This window comes from Hydrogenophaga palleronii (assembly GCF_031457455.1).
GTDB classification, from domain to species: domain Bacteria; phylum Pseudomonadota; class Gammaproteobacteria; order Burkholderiales; family Burkholderiaceae_C; genus Hydrogenophaga; species Hydrogenophaga palleronii_A.
Genome location: NZ_JAVDWU010000012.1, coordinates 14,881 through 31,025 on the forward strand (window position 1 = coordinate 14,881; position 16,145 = coordinate 31,025).

A 16,145-nucleotide genomic window follows, 5' to 3' on the forward strand; every position below is an offset into this window, starting at 1 on the left:
CACGTTGTAAGCGATGCAACCACTTTATGCAGGAGGCGGGGTATGGACAAGGTGCAGCGGAAGGTGCTTCTGGTCACCGGCGGCGGGCGCGGGATCGGCGCGGCCACGGCGCGGCTGGCGGCCGAGCAGGGCTGGACGGTGGCGGTGAACTACACGGCCAACTCGCTGACCGCCGACGAGGTGGTGCGCCAGATCAGGGCCGGTGGCGGCAGCGCCATGGCCGTACAGGCCGACGTGGCCGTTGAAGCCCAGGTGATGACGATGTTCGAGCGCATCGACGCGAAGTTCGGCCCGATCACCGGCCTGGTGAGCAACGCAGGCGTGGTGGACGTGAGCGCGCGCCTGGATGAGATGGACATGGCGCGCTGGCGCCGGATGTTCGACATCAACGTGATGGGCACGTTGCTGTGCGCGCGGGAAGCGGTGCGGCGCATGAGCACCCGCCACGGTGGTTCGGGCGGCGCCATCGTGAACATGTCCAGCGCGGCGTCGCGCCTGGGCTCGCCGGGTCAGTATGTGGACTACGCGGCGGCCAAGGGCGCGGTCGATGCCTTCACCATCGGTCTGGCCAAAGAGGTGGCGGGCGAAGGCATCCGCGTGAACGCGGTGCGACCAGGCCTGATCGAAACCGAGATCCACGCCAGCGGCGGCCTGCCCAACCGGGTGAACGAGCTCAAGCACCAGGTGCCCATGCAGCGCGGCGGCACGGCCGACGAGGTGGCGCAAGCCATTGTGTGGCTGCTGTCTGACGCGGCGAGCTACACGACCATGAGCCTTTTGGACGTCTCCGGAGGTAGATAGTGCCCCCTTCGCTCCGCCGCTGCGCGGGTCGCTGCCCCCCGAGGGGGCTGACCTTGCTTGGGGCGGCCCGGCGCTGCGGTCTGAAGGCCCCCACGCTCCGCCGCTGCGCGGGTCGCTGCCCCCCCGAGGGGGCTGACCTTGCTTGGGGCGGCCCGGCGCTGCGGTCTGAAGGCCCCCACGCTCCGCCGCTGCGCGGGTCGCTGCCCCGGCAACTGGAAGGGACCTGGTGCCTCCCGCGTCAAGGGGGCTGATCCGGCTGAGGTCGGCCAACTGAACGTTCGGCGGTGGGAGCAAAATCCACGCTGCCCACCACGCCACACACCCATGGACTTCAAACCCCTCATCACCCTGCTGGCCATCGTCAACCCCCTGGCGATCGTGCCCTTCTTCATTCACTACACGCAGGGCTTTTCGCGCAAGCAGCGCCAGCGCACGGTGCTGATTTCGGCGTTCAGTGCGTTCGCGGTGATCGCCACCTGCGCCCTGATCGGCCTGCAGATCCTCGAGTTCTTCAGCATCTCGCTGGCGAGCTTCCAGGTGGGCGGTGGCATGCTGCTGCTCACCTCAGCCTTGTCCATGCTCAACGCCCAGCCGGCCGAGGCCAAGGCCACACAAGAAGAAGTGAACGACGCGTCCTCGCGCACCTCCATCGCCGTGGTGCCACTGACGATTCCGCTGCTCACCGGGCCGGCCAGCATGTCCACCGTGGTGATCTACGCCGACCAGGCGCAGACCTTCTTCCAGCATGCCGCGCTGGTCGGCTACGGCGTGGTGATCGCGCTGGCCACAGCGGTGTGTTTCACGCTGGCCCAGCCCATTTCACGCATCCTGGGCCAGACCGGCATCAACGTGATGACACGGTTGATGGGTCTGATCCTGGCCGCGTTGTCGGTGGAGGTGATGGCCACCGGGCTGGTGAAGCTGTTCCCGGCGCTGGCGGGGTAAGCGAACGCCTTAGATGGTTCTCGCTGCGTCTCTGTGCTTTTGGCGCACTGCGGCGGGCGGCAGACCCATGACGCGTTTGAAGGCTCGACTGAACGAAGCCTCGGAGTCGTAACCCAGTCGCGTGGCCGCCACCGCCACGCGCATGCCCTCGCGCTCGATCCAGCGCCGCGCCTGGAACATGCGCACCCTGGCCACATACTTCGCCGGGCTTTCTCCCACGGTGCGGGTGAACGCCTCGGCAAAGCTTGACCTCGACGCACCCATCAGGCTCGCAAGGGTCGGCACGGTCCAATCTCTCTCAGGTTCGGCGTGAATGGCCGCGATCACCTTGCCGATGCGCGGGCATTGCACCGCAGCGATCCAGCCACTGGCATCGCTGCAGGCGCACTCCACCCAGACGCGGATGATGCTTGCGGCCAGGACGTCGGCCATCCGAGCCAGCATGCCAAAGGCGCCAATGCGTTCCAACGCCACCTCGCGCTCCATGGCATCAAGCAACGCAGGTACAGCGGGATCGCGCGCCGCCAGTTCGCTGGCCCGCATCAAGTCCGGCATCATGGTCAGCAGAGGGTGAAGCGGGTCGAGGTTGAAGCGCATCGCTCCGCAGAACATCACGGCGTCACCATCGCTCAGCACATCGCCTCTTGCGCGGGCCGCGTCGCCAACCAGGTAAATGTTCTCAGCCACCTCGGTGCGAGCGAGCGAGTCGATGCCGACCGTCGGCACCTCTGGTGAGCTGGCCAGCACATGAAGGCTGCCACGCGGCAGCAGCACAGCGTCACCGCCCTTCAGCGACAGCCAGTCGCCACCCGGGGTTCGCAGCCATGCACCCCCGCGCGCCACAAAGTGAAAGCGCGCCTCAGGTCGAGCGGGAAAGGCAACAGCCCATGGCGGGCGCATCACACAACGCCCGTACGACACGCCATCAAGCCGAAGCCCCAACAGAATCTGACTCAGCAGATCGGACGGCCGTGGCCTCGCCAAGTCGGAGGAAAAATCATGCATTTCGGAGAAATCGCAATTGAAACGCCGGGATCCTAGTCCTAAGCTGGCGACCTTGCCATTCCGGTCCACCCTTTGACCCGATATTCCACATGTCTTCCTCTTGCGACACCTGTCCTGATGCCGGTTCCACCACCATCACTCGCTCGTCTCCCCTGTCCGCTGTCAAGGATCCAATGGTTACCCCTATGACCTCGACCTCTCTCGGCGCCCAAAGCGCCACGGTGAACCGCCGCATCGTGCTCGCCTCAAGGCCCGACGGCGCGCCGAGCCCGTCGAACTTTCGCACCGAGACCACACCCGTTCCCGCACCCATGGATGGCCAGGTGTTGCTGCAGACGCTCGTGCTCTCGCTCGATCCCTACATGCGCAACCTCATGGACCCGATGGGACCAGGCTACGCCCCCCCGGTGGAGGTCGGCGCGCCCATGGTGGGCGGCACCGTCAGTCGCGTCGTGGCCTCGCGCCACACCGGCTTTCGGCCCGGCAATCTCGTGCTCGCCAACGCTGGCTGGCAGGATTACACGCTGTCAGACGGCAGCGATCTGTTGCCTCTCGATGAAGACCCACAGCCCTCGCTCGCGCTCGGCGCGCTGGGCATGCCGGGTTTCACAGCGCATGTGGGGCTGATCGACATCGCACAGGTTCGTCGCGGGGACACCGTGGTGGTGGCTGCGGCCACCGGTGCGGTCGGCGCCGTGGTCGGCCAGCTGGCCCGGCTGCACGGTGCGCGCGTCGTGGGCATCGCGGGCGGGGCAGAGAAGTGCAGGCATGCCCTGGAAGTATTGCGCTTCGACGTCTGCATCGACCGCCACGCCCTTGACTTCGCAAGGCAATTGGCCCAGGCCTGCGCTCAGGGTATCGACGTGTACTTCGAGAACGTGGGCGGCGCCGTGCTCGACGCCGTGCTGCCCCTGCTCAACACCGGCGCGCGCGTGCCGGTGTGCGGATTCATCGCCCACTACAACGACGCTGCGGGGGCGGCGCAAACGCCCGACCTTCGACCCGCGCTGCTCGCGACTGTGTTGCAAAAGCGCGTTCACCTGCAGGGCTTCATCGTGCTTGACCACTATGGCGAGCGCTTCGAGCATCTGCTGCGTTTTCGCACACAAATGCGCCACTGGATCGAGAAGGGCCACGTGCGCGTGCAGGAAAATGTGGTTCACGGACTGCTGGAGGCACCGCAAGGCTTCATTGATCTGCTTTCCGGGCACCATCTGGGGAAGACCGTGGTACGGGTGGCTGAGGCCTGAGCCAGGCCCCACCACCAATCTCACTTGAGCTTTTGCGTCTCGGCGCGGAACTCGTCGAGCACGGCGCGGGCATTCTTCAAGCCCTTGGCTTCGGCCGCCGCCACCCACTTGTCTTCCAGCGCCGCCTGCTTGGCCTTCATTTCATTCACAAAGGCATCGCTGGCCATCTGGCGCTGCACGCCGGTGGTTTTCTGGATCTCGCGTGAAGCGGCATCGGTGCGGTCCCATCCGGCGGCAAACAGGCGCGCGGCGTGCTCGCCCGACACCTTGTCGATGGCGGCTTTCTCTTCAGGCTTGAGCGCGTTGTATTTGGCCGGATTCATCATGAAGACGAAACTGGTGTTGTAGAGGCCACCGGGGAAAGTGGTGGCGTACTTCACCATGTTCAGCCGCATGGACTGCAGCGATTCGTCAGGGAAGAAGGTGCCGTCCATCACGCCGGTGGACAGCAGCTCGAAGGATTCGGTGGCGGGTTTGAGCGTGGTGTTCCAGCCCATGAGCTTGGAGAGTTCGTTGATGTTGCCGCCAGCGATGCGGAACTTCAGCTTGGCGGCATCGGCTGCGCTGGAGACCGGCTACTTGACCGTGAAAGTGATGCCGGGGCCGTGGGTGAACACGCCCAGCACTTTTACGCCGCGGTGCTCGCCCAGGGGGGGCGAAGTACTTGTCGCAGATGCGCTGGTAGGCCACGCTGGTGGCGGTGGAACTGTCGCCCAGGAACGGGAATTCGGCCACCTGCGTGAAGATGAAGCGATCCGGTGTGTAGCCGTCCACCGTGTAGGACACATCGGCCAACCCGTCGCGCACCGCGTCGAACGTGCCGGGCGGTGCTGAGACCGCCTTGGGCAGCAGGTTGCATTTCACACTGCCCTTGCTCTCTTTTTCTACGGCCTCGCACCAAGGGTCTGTTCACACTGTTTTTCCAAGATGGAAAACAGTGTGAACAGACCCTTGTTCTGCGCCATGGTGGCGCCGTGCGAAGGCGGCAACCAGGTGGACACATTAAGAACGGTCTGGGCGCTGGCCAAACCGGTGGTCATCATCAGGGCGGCAGTCAAAGGGGCGAGTCGGCAGGTGGGCCATTTCATCGTTGTGTCTCCGTTGTGGTCAGGTCGTCAGGGCGGGGTGGGGCGAAGCGATGGCCGCGCTGTGTTCGGCGTGCACGCGTGCCTCCAGCAGGCGGCGGAACTGGATGAGTGCGGCGTCCATGGCCAGCGGCATCATGGGCCGCGCGGAGCTGAGCAGGATGTTGCGGTGCTGCGCGGTGATCATGTCGCGGTCTTCATTGAAGGCGCCGATCAGGCTGTTGTAGATGCTCTCGGTGACGGTGTCGTCGCCTTCGTTCGCCGGATGCGACTGCTGGAAGAAATAGTGCGTGGTGTGGGTAGTCTCGGGTGTGAGCGTCTGGCAGCTGTGCAGACGCACCGACGGGCCGGGTGCATCGGGCGCCGCGCCGGTGGGTCGTCCACCCGAGTGCATCAGCAGCGTGCCGGGCAACAGGAATTCGTAGACGAACCAGCGATCGAGGTTGGTGTCGAACTGGCGGAAGCGTTGGTAGAACGGCGGCGGTGGCACATCGTTCACATGGCGCGAGACCCTGATGCCCATCTGTGGCCAGTCGGCGGTGGCGCCAGGTACGGGCTCGATCACGGGACGCGACTGCGCGATGCGCGTGGAGCCCCCCAGCGACTTTTCGTGCACGTAGCTCAGGTGGGAAAAGTCCAGCAGGTTGTCGCAGATGAGCAGGTAGGGCGTGTCGTAGTGCAGGTAGCCCGGCCTGTTCTTCCAGTCGGGGTGGTCGCAGCTGAAGTTGTCGGGCAGCAGCGCCACGTCGGCCTTGGCGGGATCGCCCATCCACACGAACACCCAGCGGTTGCGCACCGCCACCGGGTAGCGGTGCACACAGGCCTTGGCGGGCACGATCTCGATGCCCGGCGCTTCCACGCAGTGGCCTTGCGGATCGAACTTCAGCCCGTGGTAGCCGCAGCGCACGCAGTCGCCTTCGCGCCGGCCCACCGACAAAGGTGCATGGCGGTGACAGCAGCGGTCTTCCAGCGCGACGATGTCACCGGTGCCGGTGCGGTAGACCAGCACCGGTTCGCCCAGCACCGTGCGGGTGAAGAGCTTGGGGTCGTCTGCCGCGGGGATCTCGTGGTCCCAGGCGATCACGTACCAGCAGTTGCGCAGCCACATCGGGGTCTCCTTCGTTCATGTGCGGTCCATGCTAGGCCGCGCCCACGGGTGCGCCGTCCCCTTCGAGGGGGACACTCAGGGTCTCAGGCGAGCAGGCGCGCCAACCCCAGGCGGTGCGCCGGCAGGCCCACATCGGCCAGCTTCAGGTACGCACGCTTTCGCAGGGTGAGCACGGTGGAAGGCGCGACGTCGAGGTCGGCGGCGATGCCATCGGCGCTGAGACCGCAGGCGATGCGTGCGCACACCGCGCGTTCGCGCGGCGACAGCGAAGGTGCCAGCCGTCCCAATCGGCGTGAAGCCTGGTCGATCTGCGCTTGCCTGTCCACCGCCACAGCGCCTGCTTGCAGCGCAGCGTGGTGGGCTTGGCGCAACAGCGGTGCGAGCGCGAGCAATTGCTCTATTTCGTGCGGCTGAAACAGGCCTTGGCGATGGTCCCGGTACAGATGGATGGCCTGCACCGCACCGCGTGCCGGTGCATGCAGCAGGGTAAAGCGCTCAATGAGGCTCTCGCGCACGTAGATGTCGTCGCGCCAGCCGGCCACCGGCAGCTCGTCGGCCCGGCAATGCATCACCGTGACTTCGCGCGCCGGACGCTGCGCCACCTGATCGGCCATGCGCATGACGGCGTCGCTGCGGAAGTAGTCGCTGCGACGATAAATGGTGAAGCACTCGGCCACCACGTTGCGATCACGGGTGTGCGCGGAGAAGCCCTCGATCAGTTCTGGCGTTTGGTGCCGGAAGGTCACCAGCGCGAGGTGCTCCACTGGCACCACCGGCTCAATGGCCCGAAGCAGGCGTTCGGCGCTCAGCGGTGCACTGGCCACGTCAAGCAAGCCAGCCACAGCCGCCGCAGGAAACAGGTGAACACCGGCGGGTGCATCGAAGGTCCAGGTGGCGGGCATGTGGTGATTCTCGAAGCGCTGCACTGACACCGGAAGGGGGACTAACCCTGCTGCGCGGCGGCTGGAGCGGTCATCGGGTACAGGCCCAGCGTCTGCGCCTGCAGGCGCGACAGCCCCAGCAGCGCGTCGGTGAAAGGCGTGGCCACGCCCGTGAGCTGCCCCAGTTCGCGCACGGCCGTCACCAGGGCATCCAGCTCCACGGGGCGATTCCCTTCCACGTCCTGCAGCATGGAGGTCTTGAACGCGCCCAGCTTGAGCGTGACCGCATGACGGTCCTCGGGTTGCTGGTCGATGGGAATGCCGATGCGCCCGCCAATGGCCTTGGCCTCCAACATCACGGCGCTGATGAAGTCGCGCACCAGCGGGTCGCCCAAGATACGGTCGGTGGTGGCGCCGGTGAGCGCGCTCACCGGGTTGACCGTCATGTTGCCCCAGAGCTTGTACCAGACGTCTTTCTGGATCTGCTGCGATGCGGTAGCGACGATGCCACTGCGCTGCAGCAGCGCCACCAGCGCGGTCAGACGTTCGCTGGACTGTCCGGAGGGCTCGCCCAGGATCAGCCCGTTGCCGAAGTGGTGGCGGATCTCGCCGGGGGCGTCCAACGAACAGCTCACGTGCACCACGCCACCGATCACGTGCCGGCCCGGAATCGCTTGCGCGATGCCGCCGTCCGGGTCGACGGCCTGCAGCGGTGTGCCGGCCAATGCACCGCCAAAGCCTTCGAAGAACCACCAGGGCACACCGTTCATGGCGGTGAGGACCACCGTGTCCGGACCGATCAGCGGACCGATCGTGGCCGCCACCGACGCCAGCGAAGGCGCCTTCACCGCGATGACCACCAGGTCCTGCACACCCAATTCGGCGGCGCTGCCCACAGCGTTGACGGGCACCTGGCGCAACTCGCCGCCCTGGTGCAGGCGCAAGCCATGCTGGCGCAGCGCGGCCAGGGTCTCGCCACGGGCCAGTGCGCTCACGGTGCAGCCGGCCTGTGCCAGGTGCACGCCCAGCCAGCCGCCGATGGCGCCGGCACCCACGATGGTCACGCGTTGAAAGGGCTGGACTTGTGCGTCTGTCATGGCAAGGCTTTCAGAAGATGGCGTGGAGTCAATCGCGGTAGCTGGTGTCGATGCGGTTCACCTGGCGCACCAGGGCATCGAACACGTCGCGGCCGGCACCATGGTTCGGGTTGAATTGCAGGGCGTCGCGCGTGCATTTTTCGGCGATGGCTTCTGGCACGGGGATCGCCGCCTGCGCACCGCCCATGCTGAAGGTGGCGAGCTGGATCTCGCAGGCGCGGTTGAGCGTCCACAGGATGGCGAAAGTCTGCGGCAGCGTGGCTCCCCAGGCCAGCAGGCCGTGGTTGCGCAAGATGACGGCCGGCTTGTTACCGATGCTCTGGAGCACGCGTGGACCCTCGTCGGCGTGGATGGTGATGCCCTCGAAGTCGTGGTAGGCCACCATGTCGTGCAGTTGCGCGGAGTAGAAGTTGGTCTGCTGCAGACCGTCCTTCAGGCAGGCCACGGCCACGCCGGCGGTGGTGTGGGTGTGCATGACACAGTGCGCGCCTTCGATGCCGTCGTGGATGGCCGCGTGCACGGTAAAGCCCGCCGGGTTGACCGGGTGGGGCGAGCCGTCGAGCACCTCGCCCTTGAGGTTGATCTTCACGAGATTGCTGGCAGTGACTTCGCTGTAGTGCAAGCCAAATGGGTTGATCAAAAAAGCCTTTTCAACGCCACTCACGCTGTCCGGCAGGCGCAGTGTGATGTGGTTGTAGATCATCTCGGTCCAGCCGAGCATGGCAAACACGCGGTAGCAGGCGGCGAGTTCCAGCCGCGCGGCCCACTCGTCGGGGTGCATGCCGGCGGGCAGGACGGTGTCGGGTTGCAGGGCAGTGTTCATAGGGCCTCCGGGGTTCAATCAGTAGACAGCGCCCTTGGTGAGAGCAGGTGCAGGGGCTGCTCCCTTGAAGCGCGCGACGAGGTCGGTGGTCTGTCGCATCAGGATCTGGGTGTCGAGCCCCACGGCCACGAACACCGCGCCCAGCGCCAGGTAGTGGCGTGCCTGTGTTTCATCGCTGGTGAGGATGCCGGGCGCCTTGCCGGCCCGCAGGATGCGCGCGATGGCGTCCTCAATCGCGGCCTGCACGGCCGGGTGGCCCGGGTTGCCCACGTGACCCATCGACGCGGAAAGGTCGGACGGGCCGATGAAAACGCCGTCCACCCCGGGGGTGGCGGCGATGGCATCCAGGTGTTCCAGCGCAGCCTGGGTCTCCGCCTGCACCAGCAGGCACACCTGCGCATTCGCTTCCTTGGCGTAGTTCGGGTAGCGCCCCCAGCGCGACGCTCGGGCGCCGGCCATGCCGCGGATGCCGCCTTGCCCGTCGTCCTGCGGGTAGCGGCAGGCACGCACCAACTGCGCGGCCTGCTCGGCGGTGTCGACCATGGGCACCAACAAGGTCTGAATTCCCACATCCAGGTACTGTTTGATCAGCACCGAGTCACCTACCGGCACGCGCGCGATGGCGTGGGTGGTCGTGTAGGCGGCAATGGCCTGGGCTTGGGCCAGCACGTCGGTCACGCCATTGGGCGAATGTTCGCCATCGATCAGCAGCCAGTCGAACCCGGCACCGGCGCAGATCTCGGCACTGTAGGCGTTGGCCAGACCGAGCCAGAGACCGATCTGGGGACGGCGCTCGACCAGGGCCTGCTTGAAAGGGTTGGCGGGTGTTTGCATGTTCAAGATCTCAGAGATGCCCGGGTCAGACAAAGCGGAAGCGCAAACAGCCCAGCGGGCCATAGTCGGCTTCGAACAGGTCGCCCGCCTTGGCCGCCACCGGGCGCGTGAACGAACCGGCCAGCACGATTTCGCCGGCCTCCAGCCGCTCGCCCCAGGGCGCCAGCTTGTTGGCCAGCCAGGCAATGCCAAGCGCCGGATGCCCTTGCACGCCAGCGGCCAGCCCGGTTTCTTCGACTGCGCCGTTCTGCCGCAACACGGCGCCGCACCAGGGCAGGTCGGTGGTGTGCGGGTTGGCGCGGTAGCGAGGGTCGCCCTCACCCAGCACGATGCCGGCGTTGGCGGCGTTGTCGCTGATGGTGTCGAACACCTTGCGCATGGCGCGGGTATGGCGGTCGAACTGTTCGATGCGCGCGTCGATGATCTCGATGGCGGGCGTGACGTATTCGGTGGCGGCCAGCACTTGTTCCACCGTCACGTCGGGCCCCTGCAAGGGCGTCTTGAGCACAAAGGCGAGCTCCACTTCCACACGGGGCGCAATGAAGCGGTCGGTGGGAATGTCGAGCACCTCACCGGCGCGGGCGATGAAACGCATGCTCTCCAGCAAGGTGCCAAAGTCGGGTTCGTCGATCTGGCTGCTGATCTGCATGGCGCGGCTGGTCAGGCCGATCTTGTGGCCGATAACCCGCTGGCCTTGTGCCATCTGCAGATCCACCCAGGCGCGTCCGATGCGGTAGCCGTCTTCGACGGTCATGCCGGGGTGGCGCTTGGAAAAATGCTCCAGGGGTACGCGGGTTTTTTCAGCGTGGTCGAGCTCGGCCGCAAGCTGCTGGATGAGGGTGTCGTCAAGCATGTGGTAGCTCAGGCGGGGTTGAACAGCGGGTGCAGCGAACTGATCTTGGCATCGAACACCTCATGGCCTTCGTCGATCTGTACCGTAATGCCGATGGGCCGCGCGGCCAGCTGTTCGGCAAAGCGGCTTTGCACACAGGATTTCAGCGCTTCACCCACGCGCTGGTGCACCGATGCGCTGCGGCCCGTGGCCATGCGCACGTTCATGTAGACAAAGGCGTAGTCGCTGCCCTTCCCTGCGGCTTCGCCGGCTGCACCACCGTCAGCCAGAGCGAAGTGTGACGCTGGGTAGGCGAGCACGCGCGTGCCGCCGGTAGGGAAGACCTGGCGATTGCTTTCATCGCGCACCGAGAGCATGGCGTCGCACAACGCCCGGCACAAGGCAGTCATGTCGAGGCCTCCCAGATCGGTGGGTTGGTCCAGGTTGGGGGTGTAGAGGATGACGAGGTGGGGCATCGGAAGCCTTGCGATCAAAGCCTGCTGCTCACCAGACTGAAGCCGTCGGCGGTGGAGGCCTGCGCCTTGGGAATGGCCTTGCCGGTGACGGGCGTGACGGGAAACACCGCATTGATCTGGCCGGTGCCGCTGGCGCCGAAGTACGGGGTGATGACCTCGGCCTTGCCTTCGTATTCGCTCCAGCCCAGCACGCCCATCATCATCGCGGTGTCGTGCATGAAGCCTTCGCCATGACCCTTGCTGGCGTATTCGGGCAGCATGCCGCAGAAGTCGGCCCACTCACCGTTTTCCCACATCTGCACCACCCGCCGATCCAGCGTCTCGAGGAACGGAGACCATATCTTGAAGGCGAACTCCGGCGCAAGGCCGTTCTGCGCGAAGCGGTGGCTCAGGCTGCCGCTGGCGAGAAAGGCCACGGTACCGTCGTAGTGGTCTTCCACGGCCTTGCGCATTGCCCAGCCCAGGCGGGCGCTGTCGTTGAGGTAGTGCACCGTGCACAGGGCTGACACCGAGATGGCCTTAAAGTGCTGGTCTGCGTTCATGTAGCGCATGGGCACGAGGGTGCCGTACTCCGGACCCAGCGTGGTGGCGTGGTGGGCCAAGGTTTCGACCCCGTGTTCGTTGGCCACCCTGGCCAGCAGTTGCCCGAGTTCGGGGTTGCCCGGAATCTCGAACGGCAGGTTGCTGATGAAGTGCGGCAGTTCGTTGCTGGTGTACGTTCCCTGGAAGTGGGGTGCGCAGTTGAGGTGGTAGCTGGCGTTGACGAGCCAGTGGGTGTCGAACACGACGATGGTGTCCACCCCGAGTTCGCTGCAACGGCGGCTGATTTCCTTGTGGCCGTCAATGGCGTCCTGCCTTGTTCCCTTTCGCGGGCCGTCGAGCTCGCTGAGGTACATGGAAGGGACGTGGGTGATCTTGCCGACCAGTGCTACTTTGCCCATGCTGGGTCTCCCTTGAAGATTTCTCTCGCTCCGTGGGCCGTCCGCCGGGGGTGCTTGCCTCCGCGAATGTCCTCCGGTCTGGGCTGCGCCCAGCCCTCCCCCTTTATTTCGCTGCGGCAACCACCCCCACCGGCCAACCCACTGCGGACCACGAGCGAGGCAGACCGACTACCAGCACGCTGCTCAGGATGGAAGGGGTGTGGGGTTCTGCGCAGCGAAATAAAGGAGGAGGGACGGGCGCAGCCCGTTCCGGGGGACATTCGCGGAGCAGAGCCCCGCACCCCTTCTATCCCGCCCTCCTTTTGGAGTGAACGCATCTCAAACACCCCAATGCGGAATGTGATGTGAACCAAGAGACACTGCCACGTTCTTCGGCTCCAGAAACACCTCATAACTCCAGGTGCCGCCCTCGCGCCCGGTACCGCTGGCCTTGGTGCCGCCGAACGGCTGGCGCAGGTCGCGCACGTTCTGGCTGTTCACGAAACACATGCCCGCCTCGATGGATGCCGCCACCCGGTGCGCACGCCCCAGGTTTTCGGTCCACACATAGCTGGAGAGGCCGTACTGGATGTCGTTGGCCAGTTCGATGGCGTGGGCTTCGTCACGGAACGGAATCAGGCAAGCCACCGGGCCGAAGATCTCTTCCTGGGCGATGCGCATGCGGTTGTCCACATCCGCGAACACGGTGGGCCACACAAAGTTTCCCGCCTTCACCCGGTCCGGCAATTCGGCCGCGTAGGAAGGCCGGTCAAGCCCGCCACACAGCAAGGTGGCGCCCTCCTTTGGGCCGAGTTCGATGTAGCTGCGCACCTTGGCCAGGTGCCCCTGGCTGACCATGGGGCCGATGATGGTTTTTTCATCCAGCGGGTCGCCGACGGCAATGCGCTTGGCCCGCTCGGCGAATTTCTGTGCAAAGTCGGGGTAGATGCTTTGCTGCACCAGGATGCGGCTGCCGGCCGTGCAGCGCTCGCCATTGTTGCTGAAGATCATGAACACGGCGGCATCCAGAGCGCGATCCAGGTCGGCATCTTCAAAGATCACGAACGGGCTCTTGCCGCCGAGCTCCATGCTGAACTTCTTCAGGCCCGCGCTCTGCACGATGCGGTTGCCGGTGGCGGTGGACCCGGTGAACGAAATGGCGCGCACATCCGGGTGCGCACACAGCGGTTCGCCGGCTTCCTTGCCAAAACCGTGCACCACGTTCAGCACCCCCGGCGGAATGCCCGCTTCCAGCGCCAGCTGGCCCAGGCGTGCGGCCGTGAGCGGGCTGAGTTCGCTCATCTTCAGCACGGCCGTGTTGCCAAACGCCAGGCAGGGTGCCACCTTCCAGGTGGCCGTCATGAAGGGCACGTTCCAGGGGCTGATGAGCGCGCACACGCCCACCGGATGGAACAGCGTGTAGTTCAGGTGCGTGGGCGTGGGATAGGTGTGGCCGTCCACACGGGTACACATCTCGGCAAAGTAGTGGAAGTTGTCAGCCGCACGGGGAATGAGCTGCTTGCCGGTTTGAGCGATCACCTGGCCGCTGTCGTTGGTCTCGGTCTGCGCGATCTCGGGCACGTGTTTCGCGATCAGCTCGCCCAGGCGGCGCATCAGCCGCGCGCGTTCGGTGGCGGGCAGGCCGGCCCACTTCGGAAACGCGTCTTTGGCGGCCTGCACAGCCGCATTCACTTCGGCCTCGCCTCCGGCGGCCACCTCGGCCAGCACCTCCTGCGTGGCAGGGTTGATGGTTTCGAAGCGCGTGTGGCTGGCGACCGTCTGGCCGTTGATGAGGTGTGGAATGTTCATGATGGTGTGGGTTTCCCACCGGTTGGAGTGACGCTCAGCCCCGGCGGTGTTGGTGTGAATGGCAGGGTTCAGAGCGCAATCGTGTTCTCCAGCGAACCGATGCCTTCAATGGACGTGACCACCACGTCGCCTGGTTTGCAGTCGACCACACCGTCGGGCGTGCCGGTGAGGATCAGGTCGCCGGGGTGTAGCGTCATGAAGGCGCTGAAGTATTCGATCAGCGTGGGCACGTCGAAGATCATGTCGCGCGTGTTGCCCTGCTGTGTGATGGTCCCGTTGACCGTGGTGTTCAGAGCCAGGTTCATGGGCCCGCCGAGACGCTCATGCACGTCGGCCGCGTCCACGAACCAAGGGCCGATGGGTGTGCAGGTGTCGCGGTTCTTCACCCGCAGGTTCGGGCGGTACCAGTTTTCGAGGTAGTCACGAATGGCGTAGTCATTGGCCACGGTGTAGCCGGCCACGAAATCCAGGGCTTCGGCCTTGGTCACCCGCCTGGCGGTGCGACCGATCACCACCGCCAGTTCACACTCGTAATGCATGAACTGCACCTCCGGCGGCCGCACGGTGAAGCCGCGATGGCCGATCAGCGAGGCCTCGCCCTTGATGAAGGCCAGGGGTTCTTCCGGTGCCTTGAAGGCCAGCTCCTTCGCATGGTCGGCGTAGTTCAGTCCCAGGGCCAGAATGGTGCGTGGCCGATGGGCAGGCATGGGCGGCAGCGGCGGCAGCCACACCACACCTTCGAATGGCACGCGCTGACCTCGCAGAGCGGGGGTGAGCAGTTCCAGCTGGCCATCGCACTCGATCGCGTCGTGCACGGCGCCGGCCCAGGCAATGCGAGCGCGCTTCATGGTGCAACCCCTTCCGCCACAAAGTGATGGACCGTGGCTGGAAACCCCTCTGCCAGAATTTCCACCGTGTCGCCCGCCTTGACTTGAGGCCTTGTGCCATCTGGCAGGCAGTCAGTTCCCAGCATCAACACATCGCCCTCGCGCAGGCCCATAAAGGCATTCACTTCAGACAGCAGCGACTCGGCATCGCGCACCAGATCGCTCAATGCCGTGGTCTGCCGGTGCACGCCGTTGATGTGCAGTTCCAGACGCAGGCTGGACAAGCCAGCCAGTCCACCCAGGGCCGCCAATGCCACGCATTCAGCCCCCAGGCCCAGAAAGCCGTCCACGCAACGGGTTTTCACCGGCGGGCGGTAGTAGCTGTCGTGGGCGATGGCCACATCGTTGAGCAACACCGCGCCCAGCACACCGGGCGGGCCGACGGGAGCGAGCAGGTCGTCCGGCCAGCCCATCACCAGACCGATGCTTGCGGCCACCTCCACCAACGCGCCAGCGGGCAGTGCCACCGTGCCCCTGGCGGGTGTGAAGGTGTTGGCCGTTTTCACGTAGAGCACGGGTGCCTTGGGCGGCGCCTTGTAAGGCAGCTCGACCATGCGCGCGGCCCACAGCGCGTGCTCGCCCTTGAAGTTGAGCAGCGTGCCGTACACCGTGCCCGAGGGCAGGTAGGGCGCCAAAGTGGAAGCGTTCATGGGCGGTCTTTCATTCAGCGAACCGGGCGGCGGATTCGCCCGGGTCGGCGGGTTGTTCCATGGCGATCACGTCGTCCAGCAGAGCGTAAAGCTGCGCCAGCCGCGCCTTGCCCAGCCGCGCCTCCATCCAGGCGTAGTGCGCCTCGATGGTCTGCGACAGCGCCCCCACCAGCCGCAACCCTTCAGCCGTGGCCCGCACCACAGTGCGGCGGGCATCGTCGCGGCAGCGGCGCCGTTCGATCAGGCCGTCACGCTCCATGCGGCTGAGCACGCCGGTGAGGCTGGGGCCGAGCAGAAAGGCCTCGCGCGCCACCCGGCCGGTCTCCACTCCGGCGGAATCGCTGGCGTGTTCGCCCAGCACTCGCAGCACGCGCCACTGCTGGTCAGACAAACCATGTTCGCGCAGACTGGGCCGGGTGTGCTGCATCACCGCCTCGCGTGCTTCAAGCAGCAGGCGAGGCAGGTTGCGGTGGATGAAGGGGGTGTTCGGATCCATTTATTTAATATGTTAAATGATTTTCCAGCACACGCTGACCGGGTTTTCCCTGATGACCTCAGAGCCAAGAAAAAAATGGCGGGCAGAAAGCCTCCACGCCATCGTCAACTCGCGTTCCGAGCGTACGCCTGGTACTGAACGGGGTCGTTGAGCTGTCGAGGTCCTTGAGATCTACCTTGGGCGTGTCCTGCCGTCTCGTACACTTCGCAGGTGCGGTGAGATTGATTGGCCGGGTAACACGCCCTC

General features: G+C 65.5%; 17 protein-coding genes and 1 pseudogene. 3 read left to right on the plus strand and 15 right to left on the minus strand.

From position 1 onward, the window contains the following. Positions 1 to 42: 42 nt before the first annotated feature. Positions 43 to 801 (plus strand): SDR family oxidoreductase, encoded by a 759-nt coding sequence (locus tag J2W49_RS22380; protein WP_310321372.1) that lies wholly within the window; start codon positions 43 to 45, stop codon positions 799 to 801. A gap of 324 nt (positions 802 to 1,125) precedes the next feature. After that, positions 1,126 to 1,746, plus strand: coding sequence for a MarC family protein (locus J2W49_RS22385; RefSeq protein WP_310321374.1), 621 nt, complete (start codon positions 1,126 to 1,128; stop codon positions 1,744 to 1,746). Positions 1,747 to 1,755: 9 nt separating this feature from the next. Here J2W49_RS22385 and J2W49_RS22390 read toward each other — a convergent pair whose 3' ends face one another. Further along, positions 1,756 to 2,751: an AraC family transcriptional regulator gene (locus tag J2W49_RS22390; protein ID WP_310321376.1), complete on the minus strand. Its 996-nt coding sequence runs from the start codon at positions 2,749 to 2,751 to the stop codon at positions 1,756 to 1,758. Positions 2,752 to 2,936: 185 nt separating this feature from the next. Between J2W49_RS22390 and J2W49_RS22395 the strand changes: the two genes are divergently transcribed. Then, on the plus strand, positions 2,937 to 4,001 hold the full coding sequence (locus tag J2W49_RS22395; protein ID WP_310321380.1) for an NADP-dependent oxidoreductase: 1,065 nt from the start codon (positions 2,937 to 2,939) through the stop codon (positions 3,999 to 4,001). A gap of 20 nt (positions 4,002 to 4,021) precedes the next feature. Here the strand turns inward: J2W49_RS22395 and J2W49_RS22400 are convergent. The 14 genes and pseudogenes from J2W49_RS22400 to hpaR form a co-directional block, all read right to left on the minus strand. Next, positions 4,022 to 4,564 (minus strand): annotated as a pseudogene (locus J2W49_RS22400) (type 2 periplasmic-binding domain-containing protein); the annotation flags it as partial. Positions 4,565 to 4,885: 321 nt separating this feature from the next. Then, the gene (locus J2W49_RS22405) at positions 4,886 to 5,089 is read right to left on the minus strand and encodes a hypothetical protein (RefSeq protein WP_310321383.1); all 204 of its coding nucleotides are present in this window, start codon (positions 5,087 to 5,089) and stop codon (positions 4,886 to 4,888) included. A gap of 19 nt (positions 5,090 to 5,108) precedes the next feature. Continuing rightward, on the minus strand, positions 5,109 to 6,194 hold the full coding sequence (locus J2W49_RS22410; protein ID WP_310321385.1) for a Rieske 2Fe-2S domain-containing protein: 1,086 nt from the start codon (positions 6,192 to 6,194) through the stop codon (positions 5,109 to 5,111). An 83-nt stretch (positions 6,195 to 6,277) separates the two neighbouring features. Then, positions 6,278 to 7,096 carry a helix-turn-helix transcriptional regulator gene (locus J2W49_RS22415; RefSeq protein WP_310321388.1) on the minus strand — a complete coding sequence of 273 codons (819 nt, stop codon included), beginning with the start codon at positions 7,094 to 7,096 and terminating at the stop codon, positions 6,278 to 6,280. A gap of 41 nt (positions 7,097 to 7,137) precedes the next feature. Continuing rightward, a complete protein-coding gene (locus tag J2W49_RS22420; RefSeq protein WP_310321390.1) occupies positions 7,138 to 8,172 on the minus strand; it encodes a 2-dehydropantoate 2-reductase in 1,035 nt (344 codons plus the stop codon). A gap of 28 nt (positions 8,173 to 8,200) precedes the next feature. Then, complete coding sequence (locus J2W49_RS22425) at positions 8,201 to 8,995, minus strand: class II aldolase/adducin family protein (RefSeq protein ID WP_310321392.1); 795 nt, start codon at positions 8,993 to 8,995, stop codon at positions 8,201 to 8,203. A gap of 18 nt (positions 8,996 to 9,013) precedes the next feature. Then, positions 9,014 to 9,829: an aldolase/citrate lyase family protein gene (locus tag J2W49_RS22430; protein ID WP_310321395.1), complete on the minus strand. Its 816-nt coding sequence runs from the start codon at positions 9,827 to 9,829 to the stop codon at positions 9,014 to 9,016. A gap of 25 nt (positions 9,830 to 9,854) precedes the next feature. Continuing rightward, positions 9,855 to 10,682, minus strand: coding sequence for a 2-oxo-hept-4-ene-1,7-dioate hydratase (gene hpaH / locus J2W49_RS22435; protein WP_310321397.1), 828 nt, complete (start codon positions 10,680 to 10,682; stop codon positions 9,855 to 9,857). Positions 10,683 to 10,690: 8 nt separating this feature from the next. Next, the gene (locus J2W49_RS22440) at positions 10,691 to 11,137 is read right to left on the minus strand and encodes a 5-carboxymethyl-2-hydroxymuconate isomerase (protein ID WP_310321399.1); all 447 of its coding nucleotides are present in this window, start codon (positions 11,135 to 11,137) and stop codon (positions 10,691 to 10,693) included. Between the two features lie 14 nt (positions 11,138 to 11,151). Beyond that, entirely contained in the window at positions 11,152 to 12,078 is a 927-nt protein-coding gene (hpaD, locus tag J2W49_RS22445; protein WP_310321401.1) for a 3,4-dihydroxyphenylacetate 2,3-dioxygenase, read from the minus strand. A 318-nt stretch (positions 12,079 to 12,396) separates the two neighbouring features. Further along, positions 12,397 to 13,866: a 5-carboxymethyl-2-hydroxymuconate semialdehyde dehydrogenase gene (gene hpaE / locus J2W49_RS22450; protein ID WP_310321403.1), complete on the minus strand. Its 1,470-nt coding sequence runs from the start codon at positions 13,864 to 13,866 to the stop codon at positions 12,397 to 12,399. Between the two features lie 68 nt (positions 13,867 to 13,934). Next, the gene (locus tag J2W49_RS22455; RefSeq protein ID WP_310321405.1) at positions 13,935 to 14,714 is read right to left on the minus strand and encodes a fumarylacetoacetate hydrolase family protein; all 780 of its coding nucleotides are present in this window, start codon (positions 14,712 to 14,714) and stop codon (positions 13,935 to 13,937) included. Then, a complete protein-coding gene (locus J2W49_RS22460; RefSeq protein WP_310321407.1) occupies positions 14,711 to 15,403 on the minus strand; it encodes a fumarylacetoacetate hydrolase family protein in 693 nt (230 codons plus the stop codon). The genes J2W49_RS22455 and J2W49_RS22460 overlap by 4 nt, the downstream gene beginning before the upstream one ends. A 10-nt stretch (positions 15,404 to 15,413) precedes the next feature. Then, the gene (gene hpaR / locus J2W49_RS22465) at positions 15,414 to 15,899 is read right to left on the minus strand and encodes a homoprotocatechuate degradation operon regulator HpaR (protein ID WP_310321410.1); all 486 of its coding nucleotides are present in this window, start codon (positions 15,897 to 15,899) and stop codon (positions 15,414 to 15,416) included. Between the last annotated feature and the right edge of the window lie 246 nt (positions 15,900 to 16,145).